This window comes from Empedobacter sp. 225-1 (assembly GCF_030328185.1).
Lineage (GTDB): Bacteria > Bacteroidota > Bacteroidia > Flavobacteriales > Weeksellaceae > Empedobacter > Empedobacter stercoris.
Genome location: NZ_JACALO010000005.1, coordinates 56114 through 72746, shown reverse-complemented (window position 1 = coordinate 72746; position 16633 = coordinate 56114). Strand labels below are relative to the sequence as shown.

Sequence of the window (16633 nt, the reverse complement as noted above, 5' to 3'; positions counted from 1 at the left end):
GCAGGGGGTCACTGGTTCGAATCCAGTAGGGACCACTTTTTAGACAATAAGAAGTCTATTCGAAAAAAATCTTAAATGAACCTTAGGTCTCTTAGCTCAGCTGGTTCAGAGCACCTGCCTTACAAGCAGGGGGTCACTGGTTCGAATCCAGTAGGGACCACTTTTTAGACAATAAGAAGTCTATTCGAAAAAAATCTTAAATTGAACCTTAGGTCTCTTAGCTCAGTTGGTTCAGAGCACCTGCCTTACAAGCAGGGGGTCACTGGTTCGAATCCAGTAGGGACCACAGTAAAAACTCCTTTCAAGCATTTGAAAGGAGTTTTTTTATGTTATTTTTTATTGAATAATGATTTATAAGGAATTAGAAATAAGATTAAAATTAGAACAGAAAAAACAACTCCTTTTTTACTATGTTCGAAAGAATGATAATCTATAAATTCATCGTTTTTATCTGAATAATATAATTCATATTTATCTCCAATATTCATATTTATACATGGTTCACTTAATATTTTAGTATTATAATTTTTATCATTATATAAAAATGTAATTGAATAAGCTCCATTACCTACACCACAGTTCATTTCTGATACAGTTATTTCTTTCTTGTTTTTATCATTTATCACTAAATCATTTACCCTTAAGGTATAAATTTCATAAAACGAGAAAATAAACAATACAAAAGCTATTAAAAGTTGATTTTTAAAATAAAATTTATTCATCTATTTAATTATAAATGCCATCGAATACAAACATAAAAAATCCTCGATAATTAATTATCGAGGATTTATCTTTTTAAAATCTTAATCTTACACCATTATCGGTTGTAAAGGCTTTTTTACGGAAAAGGAATAAACTAAGTCCTCCTATAAAAATAGCCGAATCTGCGATATTAAATACAGGCTGAAAGAACTTATAATGTTGTCCACCTATAATTGGTATCCAAGTAGGCCAATCGAACTCTACAATTGGAAAATAAAGCATGTCTACGACACAACCAGTAAACCATCCAGAATAACCAGCAAAGTTTGCTTGAGCAATTCCTTGATAACCTACCCAGTCTTGAAACATATCATTGTATGTCGTTCCTTTATCGAAAATAACACCATAAAAAATTCCGTCAATTACATTCCCAATTGCACCTGCCAAAACAAGCGCAATCGGAATGATAAAGAAATTATTATTTAGTTTTTTCGCCCATGCATTAATATAGTAGATAATCATACCGATTAGCACAATACGTAGAAGTGATAAAAGGATTTTGCCTGTTTCTCCTCCGAAATGCATCCCATAGGCCATTCCTGGATTTTCTACAAATGCTATTTTAAACCAACCCAAAACATCTACATCTTCACCTAAAAAAAAGTGTGTTTTAACGTAAAATTTCGAGATTTGGTCAATGATTAAAACCAAAATGGTAATGAGTACTACTTTTTTCAAAACTCTGTATTAACGTTGCATATTCTTAGCTTCGATGCTTAATGTAGCATGCGGAACTAATTTCAAACGATCTTTATTAATTAATTTTCCTGTTACACGGCAAATACCGTATGTTTTGTTCGAAATACGTAACAATGCATTTTTTAGGTCACGAATAAATTTATCTTGACGTGCTGCTAATTGTGCATTTTGTTCTTTCGACATTGTTTCAGAACCTTCCTCAAACGCTTTGAAAGTTGGAGACGTATCGTCTGTACCGTTGTTACTATCGTTTGTGTAAGCTTCTTTCAATAATTCATAATCTTTTATCGCTTGATCTAATTTCTCTTGAATTATTGCTCTAAACTCTTCCAATTCTGCGTCAGAGTATCTTACTTTTTCATCTGTTGTTGCCATACGCTTACAATTTAGTAATCGCAATTTGCGTCATCAATCCATTAATTTCAACCTCTGTTCCATTAGCTACTTCATCTTGTAAAACAAGATCTTCTGTTAATGTCTCAGAACAAATGTAATCTTTGTTTTGCTCGACTGCATTTACGATTGATTCATCATTTTTTAAGTTAAGTATAATTTTGTCGGTTACTTCTAGTCCAGTTTCTTTTCGTAAATTTTGAATTCTATTTACTAATTCGCGTGCTACACCTTCGTTAATTAACTCTTCAGTTAATTGTAAATCAAGCGCTACAGTTAATGTAGAATTAGAAGCTACAGTCCATCCTGGGATGTCTTTTGTAGCGATTTCAAAATCTTCTAAATCTAAAGTTAATGTTTTGTTGTCAATTAACAAATCTATTTGACCTGATTGCTCTAATTTAACAATTTGTTCATTCGTGATTTGCGCTGTAGCAGCGGAAATAGCTTTCATTTCTTTTCCATATTTCGGCCCTAAAGTCTTGAAATTAGGTTTGATAGATTTCACTAAAAGATTTGAAGCTTCTTCGTTTGTTAATAATTGAATTTCTTTAACATTAACTTCTTGTTTTAATAATTCAGATACAGCTTCTAAATTTGCTTTCATTGTATCATTCAACACAGGAATCATTACTTTTTGTAATGGCTGACGTACTTTCTTATCACTCAATTTACGAAGCGATAAAATCATACTTGTCGCTGTTTGTGCTAAATGTGTTTGTTCTTCTAATTGAGATTTAATCAATGACTCATCTACAACTGGGAAATCTGCTAAGTGAACAGATTCTGCTGCATTCTTAGCTGTTGCTGCATTAAGATCTTTGTATAAACGATCCATAAAGAACGGAGCAATTGGCGAACCTAATATAGAAATTGTTTCTAAAACAGTATACAATGTTTGATATGCTGCTACTTTATCTTTTGAGTAATCACCTCTCCAGAAACGTCTTCTTGATAAACGAACGTGCCAATTTGATAAATTATCAATAACAAATTCTTGGATTGCACGAGCTGCTTTCGTTGGTTCATAATCCGATAAAAAGCCATCAACTTTCTTCGTTAAGGTATTCAATTCAGAAATAATCCATTGGTCTAATTCAGCTCTTTCATTTACTGGTATTTCTTCTTCAGCGAAAGTAAATCCATCAACATTTGCATATAAAGCGAAAAATGAATACGTATTGTATAATGTTCCGAAGAATTTACGACGAACTTCATCAACACCAGCTAAATCAAATTTCAAATTTTCCCATGGCTGTGCATTTGCAATCATGTACCAACGCGTTGCATCAGGACCGTATGTTGCCAATGTATCAAATGGATCTACTGCGTTACCCAAGCGTTTTGACATTTTTTGACCATTCTTGTCTAATACCAATCCATTTGACATCACATTTTTGTATGCCTTCGAATCGAAAACCAATGTTCCAATTGCGTGTAATGTATAAAACCAACCACGAGTTTGGTCTACACCTTCTGCAATAAAATCAGCTGGATACATTGTTCCATTGTCAATCATTTCTTTATTTTCGAATGGATAGTGAACTTGTGCATAAGGCATAGCTCCAGAATCAAACCAAACGTCAATTAAATCAGTTTCACGTTTCATAGGTTTTCCAGATGCAGAAACTAAAGTAATTTCATCGACTACATTTTTGTGTAAGTCAATTAAATCATAGTTTTCTTCTGTCATATTTCCAACTTCGAAATTTTTGAAAGGATTCGATTGTTGAACACCTGCTGCAATTGATTTTTCAATCTCAGTAATCAATTCTTCAACAGAACCGATAACAGTTACTTCGTCCCCATCTTCTGTTCTCCAAATTGGTAATGGAATTCCCCAATAACGAGAACGAGACAAGTTCCAATCATTGGCATTTTCTAACCAATTTCCGAAACGACCTTCTCCTGTTGCTTTTGGTTTCCAATTGATTTCTTTATTCAATTCAACCATACGGTCTTTAACGTCCGTTACTTTGATGAACCAAGAGTCTAATGGATAATATAAAATTGGTTTGTCTGTTCTCCAACAATGTGGGTAACTGTGTTTATATTTTTCTACTTTGAACGCTTTGTTTTGCTCTTTCAATAAAATCGCGATTTCTACATCAACCGATTTTTCTGGCGCAGCTCCATCGTCATAGTATTCATTTTTCACATATTTACCTCCGTAACCTTCTGGTAATTCAGCTACAAAACGACCTTGTAAATCAACTAAAGGAACAGCATTACCATGGTTATCCAATACTAACATTGGTGGAACACCTGCATCTTTTGCTACTTTAGCGTCATCTGCTCCAAAAGTAGGCGCAGTATGAACGATACCTGTACCATCTTCAGTAGTTACGAAATCTCCTGGAATAACTTGAAATGCATTTTCTGCATCTTCATAAGGTAACGCCCAAGGCAATAATTGCTCATAGCGTGTTCCTACTAAATCAGCTCCTTTGTATTCACCAACAATTCTATAAGGAATTGTTTTATTCCCAGCAGCATAAACTTTGAAATCTTCTTCTGTTTCTGCTAAGAAATATGGTTTTCCAAATTGTTTTGACACCAATGGTTTTCCTAAAATTACACGAATTGGCTCGAATGTATATTGATTGAATGTTTCAACCACTACATAATCTATTTTTGGACCAACAGTCAATGCTGTATTCGAAGGTAAGGTCCAAGGAGTTGTTGTCCAAGCTAAGAAATACACATCTCCATCAAAATCATTGAATAAATCTGTTGAGTCTTTCTTTACTTTAAATTGAGCAACAATTGTTGTATCTGTTACGTCTTGATATGTTCCTGGTTGATTTAACTCGTGCGAAGACAAACCTGTACCAGCTTTAGGAGAATATGGTTGAATGGTATAACCTTTGTACAACAAATCTTTGTTGTAAATTTGTTTTAACAACCACCAAACAGACTCCATATATTTTGGTTTGTATGTGATGTATGGATCTTCCATATCCACCCAATAACCCATTTTTTCAGTCAAATCATTCCACAAATCAGTGTAACGCATTACTGTACGTTTACATGCTTCGTTATATTCTTCAACTGTAATTTTAGTTCCGATATCTTCTTTCGTGATTCCTAATTCTTTTTCAGTTCCCAATTCTACTGGTAAACCGTGTGTATCCCAACCTGCTTTACGGAAAACTTGTTTTCCTTTTAACGTTTGGTAACGACAAAATATATCTTTGATAGAACGTGCTAAAACGTGGTGAATTCCTGGCTTTCCGTTTGCAGAAGGAGGACCTTCATAAAACACAAAAGATGGATTTCCATCACGTGTAGAAATACTTTTTTCAAAAACATTATTTTGTTTCCAATCTTCTAACGTTTCTTTTGAGACTTGTACCAAGTCTAAGTGCTTATATTCTCTAAACTTTTTTGCCATCGAATTCTTTGTTATTTCTTCTAAATCAAGGAGTGCGAATATAAGAAATTTTTACATATTTTATTGTTATAGAAACGAAAATCATATTAAATATTGCTTAAATTTATCCCATTATTAGAGTTTTAACCTATTTTAATTCAAAATACATTTTTTTAAAATTTACACCTTTCAAATCAATCATTTAACAATAAAGCAACATACAATTTTCTTATGAAAAAAAGGTTCAACTATTATTCAATTCTCTTTCTACTTTTGCTTTTTGCAAGTTGTTCTAAAAACGAAGATTACACCGTTTTAATTCCGACCGATGCAGATTTTGTTGCGTTAATCAATCCAAAATCTATTGCCGAAAAAGGCAATTTCAATGAAATAAATCAATACAAATTTTATCAATTAGCTGAAAATGAAATCAAAAATCAAGATCCAACTTTTGATAAATTATTCAACCAAATAAAAGACAATCCTACTTCAGCAGGCATTGATATCATTAGTCCAATCTATCTTTTTGGACAAAAAATAAATGGAAAAAATATGGTCGCATTAATTACGAATATGCGCGATAAAGATCAATTCGAAGAACATCTTACAACTATTTATAAAGGAATAAATAAAAAAGAAATTTCGTTTGAAAAGAAAGATGGATTTACAACGATTTCTGGGTTTGATAAACCTTTTATGGCATGGAACAAATCTCAATTTTTACTAATTGTTTCTGAATTTGGAGTTGGAGAGAAAGCTATTCAAGATTATTTTACGAAAATTATTAACGACAAACATTCGCTTGCGAAGGAAAATAATAGTTTTGGAGATTTTGTCAAAAACTCGCAGGACATCAACATTTGGTACACTGGAAATTTTTTGAAAAACTTTTCGAAAACTGAAAACAAAAGCAAGAAAAACCTTGATTTCACAAAAAGTTCGTGGGTCAATTTTATTTCTTTTACTTCGGACGGAATTAGTTTTACACAGAAATTTCATCCCGATGCGATTACAAAAGTCGAATTAGCAAAACGTCCGATGTGGAAATCAAAAATTAATACCGATTTTTTTAAATTTTTCCCTGCGCAAAGTTACATGAACATTGGTTTAGGAATTTATCCTGCAAATACACGTTATGTTTTCGAAGATCAAAATTTCTTGACTACTTTTTTAGAACAATATGAAATTGATTTAAACAAATTAGAACAAAGTTTTGAAGGTGAAGCTTTGTTTAGTGTTTATGATTTTGAAATCGGAAAAGCATTCAATCCAAATGATTTTTTTGGTAAGAAAGATGACTTTATTCAACAAGTTGTTTATCCACAATTTGTTTTAGGTGGAAAAATGAAAAATGATATTTTCTTCAAGGATTTTTTAAAATCTCATCAGCAAAATATTCAGAAAATTGGGCCCTATTACATGTTGCCAATTTCGACAAATATGAAGATTTATATGACGTACAAAAACAATTTGATGTACATCACAAATAATCAATCGATCATGAATCAATATTTGAACAACATGATAAGCTCTTCAAATTTTGTCACTTCAGAATTTGCTACAAATGCTTCAAATCCGATGTTTGGTTATGTCAATCTTAATTTTGATCAATATCCAAAGGAGGTTCAAAACTACATTTACCAACAAATTCCTTTTGGAAATACAAAAGAAATTCAAAAAGTTTTATCCAACTTTGATTATATTGATTACCGTGTTTCAAATGAATATACTAAAACTGGAAAAATACATATGAAGAAAACGGATAAAAATAGTTTAGAAGTTATTTTCTTGCTTTTGGATGAAGCCTATTCTTTATTTTTCAATCAAGCACAACAACAAAATGGAAATTAAAATTAATCAACTTGTTCCTCATCCACTTAAGGAATTTGGGTTTGAACAATCTGAGATTTGGAAAAACGAGTATACTTTTTCTAGTGGAAATATTTATCAAATTGTTGCGCATTCTGGCGTTGGTAAATCAACGTTGATTAATATTTTGTACGGCGATCGGAAAGATTATGACGGAGAAGTTTTGTTTGACGGACAAACTATTAAGAATTATTCTTTGAATGACTGGACAAAAATTAGACGCGAAAAAATAGCCTATGTTTTTCAAGGTTTGCATTTATTTGAAGAATTAACTTTAATGGAAAACATTCAGTTAAAAAATGTCTTGACGCAACATCGAACAGAAAATCAAATCATCGACTGGATTGAAAAAGTTGGATTAAAAAGTCATTTACATCAAAAAGCTGTTCATCTTTCTTATGGTCAACGTCAGCGAATTGCGGTAATTCGTGCACTTTGTCAACCGTTTGATTTTTTACTTTTAGATGAACCATTTAGTCATTTGGACGAAGTTAATCAACAACTTTTGATTGATTTGGTAACTGAAGAAGCTGCAAAAAATAATGCAGGAATCATTTTCACCAGCTTACACGAAATTCACGATAAACGCCTTTCAAATGTCATTCAACTCTAAAAATTTAATCGAAAAATTGGTTCGTAAAAACCTAAGTTTCTTACGAATTACAACCTTTTGTTTTTTCTCTATTATCGGATTTTTTATCTTGATTTTGGCTGGAACAATTTATTTAGATTATGCTAAAAATTTTGGAGAAGATAGCTCAGTTTGGAAAGCGAATTATATCGTTTTGAATAAGAAGATTTCATCTTTACAAACATTAACCGGAGAAAAGCCAAGCTTTAATGAAGACGAAATCGAGGAATTAAAATCGCAGAATTTTACTGCAAAAGTCGGAACTTTTAAAAGCAGTCAGTTTCCTGTAAAATTACAAGTTGGTGGAATTGCTGGAATTCGAGGTTTTTCAACTGATTTATTTTTTGAGTCTGTACCAAAAGATTTTATAGAAGTTGATCAATTGGATTGGAAATGGCAAGAAGGTCAAGATTTTATACCGATTATTATCCCGAAAAGTTACCTCAACTTATATAATTTTGGGTTTGCAACAAGTCAAGGATTACCGCAAGTTTCTGAAAGTTTATTTACTAAAATTCCTTTTCAGTTGATTATAGGTAAAGATGAAAATCAAAAAATCTATCAAGCACGAATTGTTGATTTTACCACAAAAATTAACACTATTTTAGTTCCTGAAAACTTTTTAGAATGGGCGAATCAAACCTATGCAACGCAAAAAACAGCACAACCATCTCGTCTTGTAGTCGAAACTAAATCACAAGGAGATGAAAATGCTTCCATTTATTTTGAGCAACATAATTATGATATCAACAAGGATGAATTGAAAAATAATGAATTGACTTATTATTTAAAATTAGCGTTTTCGTTGGTTCTATTTATTGGTCTAATCATTGTTTTTGCAGCAATATGGTTAATGATTATTAATTTCCAATTGATGATTGAAAAGAATAAACATAAGACAAAAGATTTATTTTTGATTGGATACAACATCAATCAATTGGCTCGTCCTTATCTTAAATTTTCGATTATTTTCATGTTGGTAAGTTATATAATTTCGATACCGTTGGTTTATTTCGTCTTAAATATCATCAATGAAAAAGTTGGGAAATTTATGACCATTGAATCTTCACATGTTTGGGAAGTGATAGGTTTTGGATTGATTATCGTCTTCTTTTTATTCATCTTAAATAAAATTATCTTAACCCAATCGATTAAAAAAATTGCGTTAAAAGAATAAAAAAAGAAAAGGATTCTACCAGAAGTAGAATCCTTTTTATTTAAACAAATATTCTCGATTAGAACGAATATCCCACACCTAAAGAGAAAGAATGATTTTTCACATCTGCTCCAGTAGCTGTTCCATTGTTAACATTTTCTGTTATTTTAGTTAACCCCATGTAGTATCTTGCTCCAACATTGATATTATCTGTCACATTGTATCCTAAACCAAAATTAACACCAAAATCAAAATTCTTTATATCATCTTTGATATCTTGTTTTCCTTCTGTTGTGTAAACGGTATTGTTTGCATAAATACTTGTTTGCTGTTTGTTGCTTGCGTACATGTTAAATCCAAATTGAGGTCCAGCTTCTACATTGAAACGCGATGCTCCTGGATAATATTTGAACATTACTGGAACTTGAATATAATCTAAGGTTGTTTTATTTTTAGTTTTTACCGTTGTATTCCCAACTTCTGTTACTTCATCTTTCAACTTTCCTCCTATTCGAGCAAAATTAACCTCTGGTTGAACTGCAAAACGTTCTGTTAATGGAAAATGACCGTAAAGACCTGCGCTAAAACCTACTTTATAATCATTATCTTTCACATCTTTTCCATTAAATGAAGACATATTTACACTTGATTTAATACCAAATTGTGCAGATGTTGTTTTTTCTTGTGCGCTCAAACTAACAACTCCTAACATTGCAGCAGCAATAAAAAATAATTTTTTCATCTTTTTAAATTTTATAGTTCTAATTATGATGTATTCATAATTTCAAGTGCTGTGCCAAATAATGTTAAAAACAATATTTAAACACACAAGTTATTGATATGTTTATTTTTACATCATTTATTTTAACATAATTCTAATCTTCAAAAACAAAAAAGCTACATCTTTCGATGTAGCTTTTATCAATTATAAGTGGTCTATATTAGAATTTATAAGCAAATCCAATTGCAACTGCACTTGATGCAGCATCAAATTCTCTTCCTAAAAATTCTCTTTTAGATTCTAAACCTTTGTAAGCTGCGTAAACATCAAAGTTAGCACCTGAATAACCTACTTTTGGTTGGTAATATAATCCTCCTTTCCATTTGTCTCCAGTTGCAAAAGCATAACCTAAATCTGCTCCTAAGAAAAAGTTCTGAGCAACATCAAATTTTGCTGAAGCTGCTAATGGAATAAACCCATAATCCTCTCCTTCTAAATCTTTATAATCACTATCTGCAATAAAATGATCATACCCCGTTGCTATACCTAATCTCACATTAGATGCTACTGGGTGTAAGTAAGCTAAATCTACACCTAAGTTGAAAGAAGAATAATCTGCTGCATCACCTACTGGAATACCAATATGAACTCCACCTTCTACTCCTGTTGTTTGTGCTGAAACACCTACCATACCTGCTACTGCGAAAGCAGCTGTTAATAATACTTTTTTCATTTTTATAATGTTTTAAAATATTTACAATTTTGTTAAACTTATTTGTGTAATTTCAATTTATGTGCCAAACTGATAATTTTAAAACTGATAAATAGCGCAAAAATTAACAAAACATTCATAATCAAAATATTATTAAACAAAAAAAGCTCCAAAATACATTTGGAGCTTTTATAAAATATATTAGTTTGACTTATTGTCCTACCATTTTATACAAAACATCTTGTTGTTGTTTCGCATAATTGGTATCAATTTCCGCAGCTACACCAATCATTTCATCTAAATAATTAAATTGATTCATGATTTTCGCTTGATCTGCAGCGTCAACTTTACCATCGGCAATAACTGCTTGATATAAATTTTCGAACTTTTTCAAGATTGGATTATATGCAGTTTCAAAAACTTTTAGAGCTTTCTGTTTATCACCTCTTTCTCCTAAAGCAGAAGCTTCGTTGTAAATAGACATCATCAAATCATTTTTTGCTGAAGCTAAATCAGATCCAACCGAATAACCTTTTCCAGAAGGCAGTGACTCGAAGAAGGCGATTTTCGCATTGGCTTGTTTACGAACATGAGCAAACAAATCTTGTGCTTTTTTATCCTCTCCAGCTTTCAAATAAATACCTGCTATTCTACTTACTCCATAACCAATGTCATATTTTGCTAAAGCAGGAATTTCTAACATCACTTTATCCAATACTTGAATCGCTTCTTTTTTACGTCCAGCATTCAATAAATCATCTGCTAAACGAACTGCAGTATTTCTGTACGAAGATGTATAATTACGTTCTGTTAAGCTGAAAGATGCATCGGGATTATTGTACCCAGACCATTTATATGAATTGAAGGTTCTTAACAACATATTGTTATCAGAAGCTCCAATAATTCCACCTTTACCAAATGGTGTATAAATCGGAACTAATTTATAGCTCATCCCTGCATTCAGTAAATAATCATTCATGTAGAATGTATTTTCTGGATCAGAAATTCCACCTCCACTGAAATAAATAGGACGATCCCAATTGTATTTTGCCATCATTGACAACAATAATAAATTGTTTTTGAATAAACTTGAAGACTTGATATTAATTGTGATCGAGTCGACCATTTTATCAGCATCTTTTGGATTTACAATTCCATATTTCAATGCGTTTTCTTTATTCACCGGAACCACAATTTTTGAAACAGGTAAATAGTTTGCACCACCAATCGGATAACCAAAATAATCTGCTAAAGCTTGTTTCTCTGGTGATTTATTATTCAAAATAAAATCCATCGCTTCTTTCGCTGTCATACTATCTGTTTCCAAATATTTTTGTAGCGGTTTCAGACTATTGTAAACTGTCATTACTTGGTTGGGATCGATTTCTGGGTCAACAAAGTATTTTGAAACTTGATCAATAGGCATTTCACTCAAGGATTCTAATGTTTGATTAGATTCAGGATTGATAAAGCTATTTAATTGATCAAAAATATTTTTGATAGCACCTCCTACCACAAAAATTTGATCATTTGTTCCCGATTGATAATCTTTCGGTTGCAAATCACTTGGAAGAGCTTCTGCATTGTAAGTTTTACGTAGCAATTGTTCTAAATTCCAAGGAGACGCTGCTAACGTTAAGTTTGCAATTTTTACATCATCACGGAAGTTCTCCGTCTCTTGTAATCCCCAAAGTGGATAAGTATCGTTATCACCATACACAAATAAAATGGCGTTTTTATCTAATGGATTAAGATAATTGTACGCTAATGAATAAGCCACAGAACGCTCAGAACGATCATGATCATCCCAGTTTTGCGCACCCATTAAAATTGGAATTCCAGCTAAAACTACCGTTGTACCAATAGCTAAAGAAGGTTTTAATTCTTGTTTCATCAATTTCTGAATCAATAAATAAACACCTTGTACACCTAAACCGACCCAAATTGAAAACGCATAAAAACAACTTACTAAAGCGTAATCACGTTCACGAGGTTCGAAAGGTTTAACAGAAGTATAGAAAATAATTCCGACACTTGTTAGAATAAACAAGGACAACAAAGCCCACCAATTGACAAAGTTTCGATTTAATTGGGTAAATAAACCGATTAAACCTAAGATTAATGGTAACATAAAATAGACATTTGTCCCATCATTCTTATATTCGTCTGGTAATTTTGATTGATCACCTAAACGCGGGGTATCAATAAATGGAATACCTGAAATCCAATTCCCTTTTGTAATTTCGAAATTACCTTCTAAATCGTTTTGACGACCAGAGAAATTCCACATAAAGTAACGGATAAACATATAATTAATTTGATAATCAACAAAATAATTAAATTGTTCACCAAATGTTGGCGGTTCGATATCTAAAATCTCTCCATATTTCTTAAGCTCTGCAACTTTTAATTGTCTATTTTGACGTTTCTCCACCAATTGTGCATACATCTGCTGTGCTTCTTCATCACCTGCATATTGTGCATTTAAAGAGAATTTTGGAAAAGCATAAACAGCTGCATAATTCTCCATCACACTTGGATCTGGACTAAACATTTTCGGGAAGAATTTCACATATTTATCTTCATATTTATAGTCTAATCGATCCGAAACTTTTAAATACTTTCCGGTGCGTTTATCTTTGATATATTCAGAGCTACGAACAGAACTTTCTGGAGCACCATTGGTATCACGCTTAATTCCATCACTTGCAATATGAGCCGTAAAAACTGGACCATACATTGTTGGCCATGTACCATATTGTTCACGATTAAAATAATCTAAAACACCTAAAGCTGTATCAGGATCATTTAAATTCATGTGTGGATTTGCATTGGCTCGAATTGGAATGACTAACCAACAAGAGAAACCAATCAACATAAAAATGATACACCATGAAATGGTATTTAATAAAGCTGAACCATATTTCTGCGTTAATTTGATTGCGAAGTAGAAAGCTGCAATTAAAATAATTGTTGCGATAATTGTACCTGAATTAAAAGGCATTCCTAAATTATTCACGACATAAATCTCTGTTCTTCCAAAGAATGTCATGACAACTGGGAAAATAATCTTGAAAACAAAGATTAAAATTACCAACGTAATTACATTCGCTAACAAAAAGCTTTTAACTGTAAATTTATATTTTCGTGCATAATAAACGAAACAAACTGCCGGAATTGCTAACATTGCCATTAAGTGAACACCAATTGATAATCCAATAACCAATGAAATAATCACCAACCATTTATTACCTCGAGGCGTGTCTGCCACTTGATCCCATCGTGTAATCAACCAAAATAGTAAAGCGGTAAAGAAGGATGCCATCGCATATACTTCACCTTCTACAGCCGAAAACCAAAAGGTATCGCTAAACATAAAAACTGCTGCACCAACTAAACCACTTCCTAATGCAATGATTTTTTGAGAAGTACTCATCTCTATTTCATCTACATTAATTGGATCTTGTGTTTTTGCAAACATTTTTCGAACAAAATAAGTAATCGTCCAAAACAATAACATAATCGTTCCTGCACTATATAAGGCAGATGTACTGTTGATTAAAATTGCATATTTACTGCCATCCCCAAATGCTAAGCCTGACCAAACCGCTCCGACAATTTGAAACAAAGCTGCACCTGGTGCATGCGTAATTCCTAATTTTGCTGATGATACAATGTACTCACCACAATCCCATAAACTTAGGTAGCGTTCCATCGTCGAAAGGTATAAAACCGAGGCAATCAAGAACATAACTAAACCTAAGATGTTATTCCATTTTTTGAAATTTATCTCCATCTTATTCAATAAACTATCTTGCGAAAATAAGATAAAATTTTGATATAGTTTAGGATTGAAAAGATTAAATTCTGATTAGAATCACTTTAATGCAATAAACATTTTTCAAAAGTATCTGAACAGATTTTCGGATTTTTACTCTTTTAAAGATCATATTAATAAAACATCAATTCAATTAAAAACATCATACATTTTATCAAATAGTTTTGATTCTAAACTTTTTTCATCTAAATTTGCAATGCAAAAAGCAATGCCTTTAACAGACAAAATTCTACAAACGGGCTTCACTTTTGACGATGTGTTATTAGTGCCAGCCTACTCAGAGATATTACCGAACCAAGTATCTCTACAAACAAGATTCACAGACAATATCACACTTAACATTCCGATAGTTTCTGCTGCGATGGATACTGTATCCGAAGCAAGATTGGCAATAGCATTAGCACGTGAAGGAGGTTTATCTTTCGTGCATAAAAATATGTCTATCGAAGAACAAGCGAATGAAATTGATATGGTAAAACGTTCAGAAAACGGTATGATTTCTGACCCAATCACATTATCACGTCACCACACTTTACAAGATGCTGTTAATTTAATGGAGAAATATAAAATCTCTGGATTACCGGTTGTGGAAAACGACAAAACGTTAGTAGGTATTATTACGAACCGTGATATTCGTTACCAAGAAAACTTTGATCAATTGGTCGAAGATGTTATGACAAAAGAAAATATCGTTACATCTGATATTGATACTGATCTTAAAAAAGCGAAAGAAATTCTTTCTCGTTACCGCATCGAAAAATTACCAATCGTTGACGAAAACAATAAATTAATCGGGTTAATTACGATTAAAGACATTGACAATTTAACAGAATTCCCAAATGCATGTAAAGACTCTAAAGGTCGTTTACGTGTTGGAGCTGGAGTTGGTGTTGGAGCCGATACGTTAGAGCGTGTTCAAGCCTTGGTTAATAAAGGTGTTGACATCGTTGCTTTAGATTCTGCACATGGACATTCTGCAGGTGTAATTAGTAAAGTCGCTGAAGTAAGAAATGCTTTTCCTGGATTAGATATCGTAGGTGGAAACATTGTAACTGCCGAAGCTGCAAAAGCATTAATAGATGCTGGTGCAAATGCTTTAAAAGTTGGTGTTGGACCAGGTTCTATTTGCACAACACGTGTTGTAGCTGGTGTTGGAGTACCTCAACTTTCTGCTATTCATGATGTACATTCTTATGCAAAAACAAGAAATGTATCAATTATTGGAGATGGTGGAATCAAATTATCAGGTGATATTGTAAAAGCAGTTGCTGCTGGTGCAAACGTGGTGATGTTAGGAAGTTTATTCGCAGGAACGGATGAAGCACCAGGAGAAGAAATTATTTTCCAAGGACGTAAATTCAAAGCCTACCAAGGAATGGGTTCTTTAGCTGCAATGAAACGTGGTTCTAAAGATCGTTATTTCCAAGCCGATGCGAAAAAATTAGTTCCAGAAGGTATTGAAGGTCGTGTTCCTCACAAAGGTTCTATTGCAGAAGTTGTTTACCAATTATGTGGTGGTTTACGAGCTGGAATGGGATACTGCGGAACTCCAACTATTCAAGATTTAATTGAAAACGGAAAATTTGTTCGTATCACAGGTGCAGGTTTAAATGAATCTCATCCGCATGATGTTGTGATTACAAAAGAAGCTCCTAATTATTCGAATTAAGAGATTTATCCATATATCAAAAACAAAATAGCAAGCCACATGGCTTGCTATTTTGTTTTTGATATAAATCTTAAAGCTTGTTCAAGTAATCTACAAGTTTTATCTTATCTTTTTCAAAACTTAAATTTAAATTATTTTTAATTACAAATTCTACTAAATTTGGATTATTAAAAATCTTATTTAGTTGTTTTTCATTTGTAGGAAAAACATAAAACTTATCTTCTTTATGTCTAATTAAATATAAGTCACTGTCATTCACCAATGAGAATTTTGTATTTGCTTTATTTGCATTATTTTTAAATTCTCCGTGAGTAATAATCTTTTTATTCCTTTTATATAAAGAATATTTTTCTTTATCATAAACTAAAACTTCTAAATACCCTTCAATTTTTCCATTTTTAGTTGGATATTTAAGAAATTGATATTGAGTTAAAGGAAAATAAATCATCAATTCAGGAACTTTTGTTAAATTAAAAATCTGTCCATCTTTTTCAAATTCCATTTCATCTGAATAAGCATTGTATCTAAGTTTAGAAAAGTCTAAATTAAAACCTTTTATTTCTATATCCTCAAAATTTGGATTAAAATACTGGCTACCTTCATATTGAGTTATCACTTCACCTTTATTTCTTAAAGCAATTTCATTTTGAATATTACTTATTTGATGGGATATTCTTTCATTTAAAGCTCTATCAACTCCATCTGTTAATAAATTTTGTTGTGCATTGACACCTAAACAAAAAGAAGCAAAAAAACAAAATATTTTAATTTTTAACATACTCATAATATTTACTATCCAATATACAATTT

The 16633-nt window shown here is 32.0% G+C and carries 12 protein-coding genes and 2 tRNA genes; 6 read left to right on the top strand and 8 right to left on the bottom strand.

All coding sequences use genetic code 11. The features are described 5' to 3' along the window. Positions 1 to 85 precede the first annotated feature (85 nt). Together HX088_RS02790 and HX088_RS02785 are read left to right on the top strand one after the other, a co-directional pair. Positions 86 to 160, top strand: a tRNA-Val gene (locus HX088_RS02790). Between the two features lie 51 nt (positions 161 to 211). Further along, positions 212 to 286 (top strand) — tRNA-Val (locus HX088_RS02785). 43 nt (positions 287 to 329) lie between these two features. Here the strand turns inward: HX088_RS02785 and HX088_RS02780 are convergent. The 4 genes from HX088_RS02780 to ileS all read right to left on the bottom strand — a co-directional run bounded on the left by HX088_RS02780 (position 330) and on the right by ileS (position 5248). Then, positions 330 to 722, bottom strand: coding sequence for a hypothetical protein (locus HX088_RS02780; RefSeq protein WP_188319080.1), 393 nt, complete (start codon positions 720 to 722; stop codon positions 330 to 332). A gap of 73 nt (positions 723 to 795) precedes the next feature. Continuing rightward, positions 796 to 1440 carry a lipoprotein signal peptidase gene (locus tag HX088_RS02775; protein WP_171623467.1) on the bottom strand — a complete coding sequence of 215 codons (645 nt, stop codon included), beginning with the start codon at positions 1438 to 1440 and terminating at the stop codon, positions 796 to 798. A gap of 9 nt (positions 1441 to 1449) precedes the next feature. Next, positions 1450 to 1836: a TraR/DksA family transcriptional regulator gene (locus HX088_RS02770; RefSeq protein WP_115001530.1), complete on the bottom strand. Its 387-nt coding sequence runs from the start codon at positions 1834 to 1836 to the stop codon at positions 1450 to 1452. Positions 1837 to 1840: 4 nt separating this feature from the next. After that, positions 1841 to 5248, bottom strand: coding sequence for an isoleucine--tRNA ligase (gene ileS / locus HX088_RS02765; protein ID WP_286483266.1), 3408 nt, complete (start codon positions 5246 to 5248; stop codon positions 1841 to 1843). A gap of 210 nt (positions 5249 to 5458) precedes the next feature. On the opposite strand from ileS, the gene HX088_RS02760 reads away from it, so the two are divergent. The 3 genes from HX088_RS02760 to HX088_RS02750 are packed head-to-tail and all read left to right on the top strand — an operon-like array spanning position 5459 to position 8904. Next, positions 5459 to 7078 carry a DUF4836 family protein gene (locus tag HX088_RS02760; RefSeq protein ID WP_286483265.1) on the top strand — a complete coding sequence of 540 codons (1620 nt, stop codon included), beginning with the start codon at positions 5459 to 5461 and terminating at the stop codon, positions 7076 to 7078. Continuing rightward, positions 7068 to 7709 (top strand): ATP-binding cassette domain-containing protein, encoded by a 642-nt coding sequence (locus HX088_RS02755; protein WP_286483264.1) that lies wholly within the window; start codon positions 7068 to 7070, stop codon positions 7707 to 7709. Before HX088_RS02760 ends, HX088_RS02755 begins: the two co-directional genes overlap by 11 nt. Further along, positions 7693 to 8904: a transporter gene (locus tag HX088_RS02750; protein WP_286483263.1), complete on the top strand. Its 1212-nt coding sequence runs from the start codon at positions 7693 to 7695 to the stop codon at positions 8902 to 8904. The genes HX088_RS02755 and HX088_RS02750 overlap by 17 nt, the downstream gene beginning before the upstream one ends. Positions 8905 to 8962: 58 nt before the next feature. Here HX088_RS02750 and HX088_RS02745 read toward each other — a convergent pair whose 3' ends face one another. The 3 genes from HX088_RS02745 to HX088_RS02735 form a co-directional block, all read right to left on the bottom strand. Further along, positions 8963 to 9625, bottom strand: coding sequence for a porin family protein (locus HX088_RS02745; RefSeq protein WP_286483262.1), 663 nt, complete (start codon positions 9623 to 9625; stop codon positions 8963 to 8965). A 199-nt stretch (positions 9626 to 9824) separates the two neighbouring features. Beyond that, positions 9825 to 10337 carry a hypothetical protein gene (locus tag HX088_RS02740; protein WP_286483261.1) on the bottom strand — a complete coding sequence of 171 codons (513 nt, stop codon included), beginning with the start codon at positions 10335 to 10337 and terminating at the stop codon, positions 9825 to 9827. Between the two features lie 190 nt (positions 10338 to 10527). Continuing rightward, positions 10528 to 14112 (bottom strand): glycosyltransferase family 117 protein, encoded by a 3585-nt coding sequence (locus HX088_RS02735; RefSeq protein WP_286483260.1) that lies wholly within the window; start codon positions 14110 to 14112, stop codon positions 10528 to 10530. A 250-nt stretch (positions 14113 to 14362) separates the two neighbouring features. Between HX088_RS02735 and guaB the strand changes: the two genes are divergently transcribed. Further along, positions 14363 to 15823 (top strand): IMP dehydrogenase, encoded by a 1461-nt coding sequence (gene guaB / locus HX088_RS02730; protein WP_286483296.1) that lies wholly within the window; start codon positions 14363 to 14365, stop codon positions 15821 to 15823. 70 nt (positions 15824 to 15893) lie between these two features. On the opposite strand, the gene HX088_RS02725 is transcribed toward guaB, so the two are convergent. Next, positions 15894 to 16601: a hypothetical protein gene (locus tag HX088_RS02725; protein ID WP_225541216.1), complete on the bottom strand. Its 708-nt coding sequence runs from the start codon at positions 16599 to 16601 to the stop codon at positions 15894 to 15896. Positions 16602 to 16633: the final 32 nt, after the last annotated feature.

Bases quoted from the DNA above. Each gene is read 5' to 3' on its own strand.
- HX088_RS02780 (WP_188319080.1), bottom strand. From the start codon at position 722: ATGAATAAATTTTATTTTAAAAATCAACTTTTAATAGCTTTTGTATTG.
- HX088_RS02770 (WP_115001530.1), bottom strand. From the start codon at position 1,836: ATGGCAACAACAGATGAAAAAGTAAGATACTCTGACGCAGAATTGGAA.
- ileS (WP_286483266.1), bottom strand. From the start codon at position 5,248: ATGGCAAAAAAGTTTAGAGAATATAAGCACTTAGACTTGGTACAAGTC.
- HX088_RS02760 (WP_286483265.1), top strand. From the start codon at position 5,459: ATGAAAAAAAGGTTCAACTATTATTCAATTCTCTTTCTACTTTTGCTT.
- HX088_RS02755 (WP_286483264.1), top strand. From the start codon at position 7,068: ATGGAAATTAAAATTAATCAACTTGTTCCTCATCCACTTAAGGAATTT.
- HX088_RS02750 (WP_286483263.1), top strand. From the start codon at position 7,693: ATGTCATTCAACTCTAAAAATTTAATCGAAAAATTGGTTCGTAAAAAC.
- HX088_RS02745 (WP_286483262.1), bottom strand. From the start codon at position 9,625: ATGAAAAAATTATTTTTTATTGCTGCTGCAATGTTAGGAGTTGTTAGT.
- HX088_RS02740 (WP_286483261.1), bottom strand. From the start codon at position 10,337: ATGAAAAAAGTATTATTAACAGCTGCTTTCGCAGTAGCAGGTATGGTA.
- HX088_RS02735 (WP_286483260.1), bottom strand. From the start codon at position 14,112: ATGGAGATAAATTTCAAAAAATGGAATAACATCTTAGGTTTAGTTATG.
- guaB (WP_286483296.1), top strand. From the start codon at position 14,363: ATGCCTTTAACAGACAAAATTCTACAAACGGGCTTCACTTTTGACGAT.
- HX088_RS02725 (WP_225541216.1), bottom strand. From the start codon at position 16,601: ATGTTAAAAATTAAAATATTTTGTTTTTTTGCTTCTTTTTGTTTAGGT.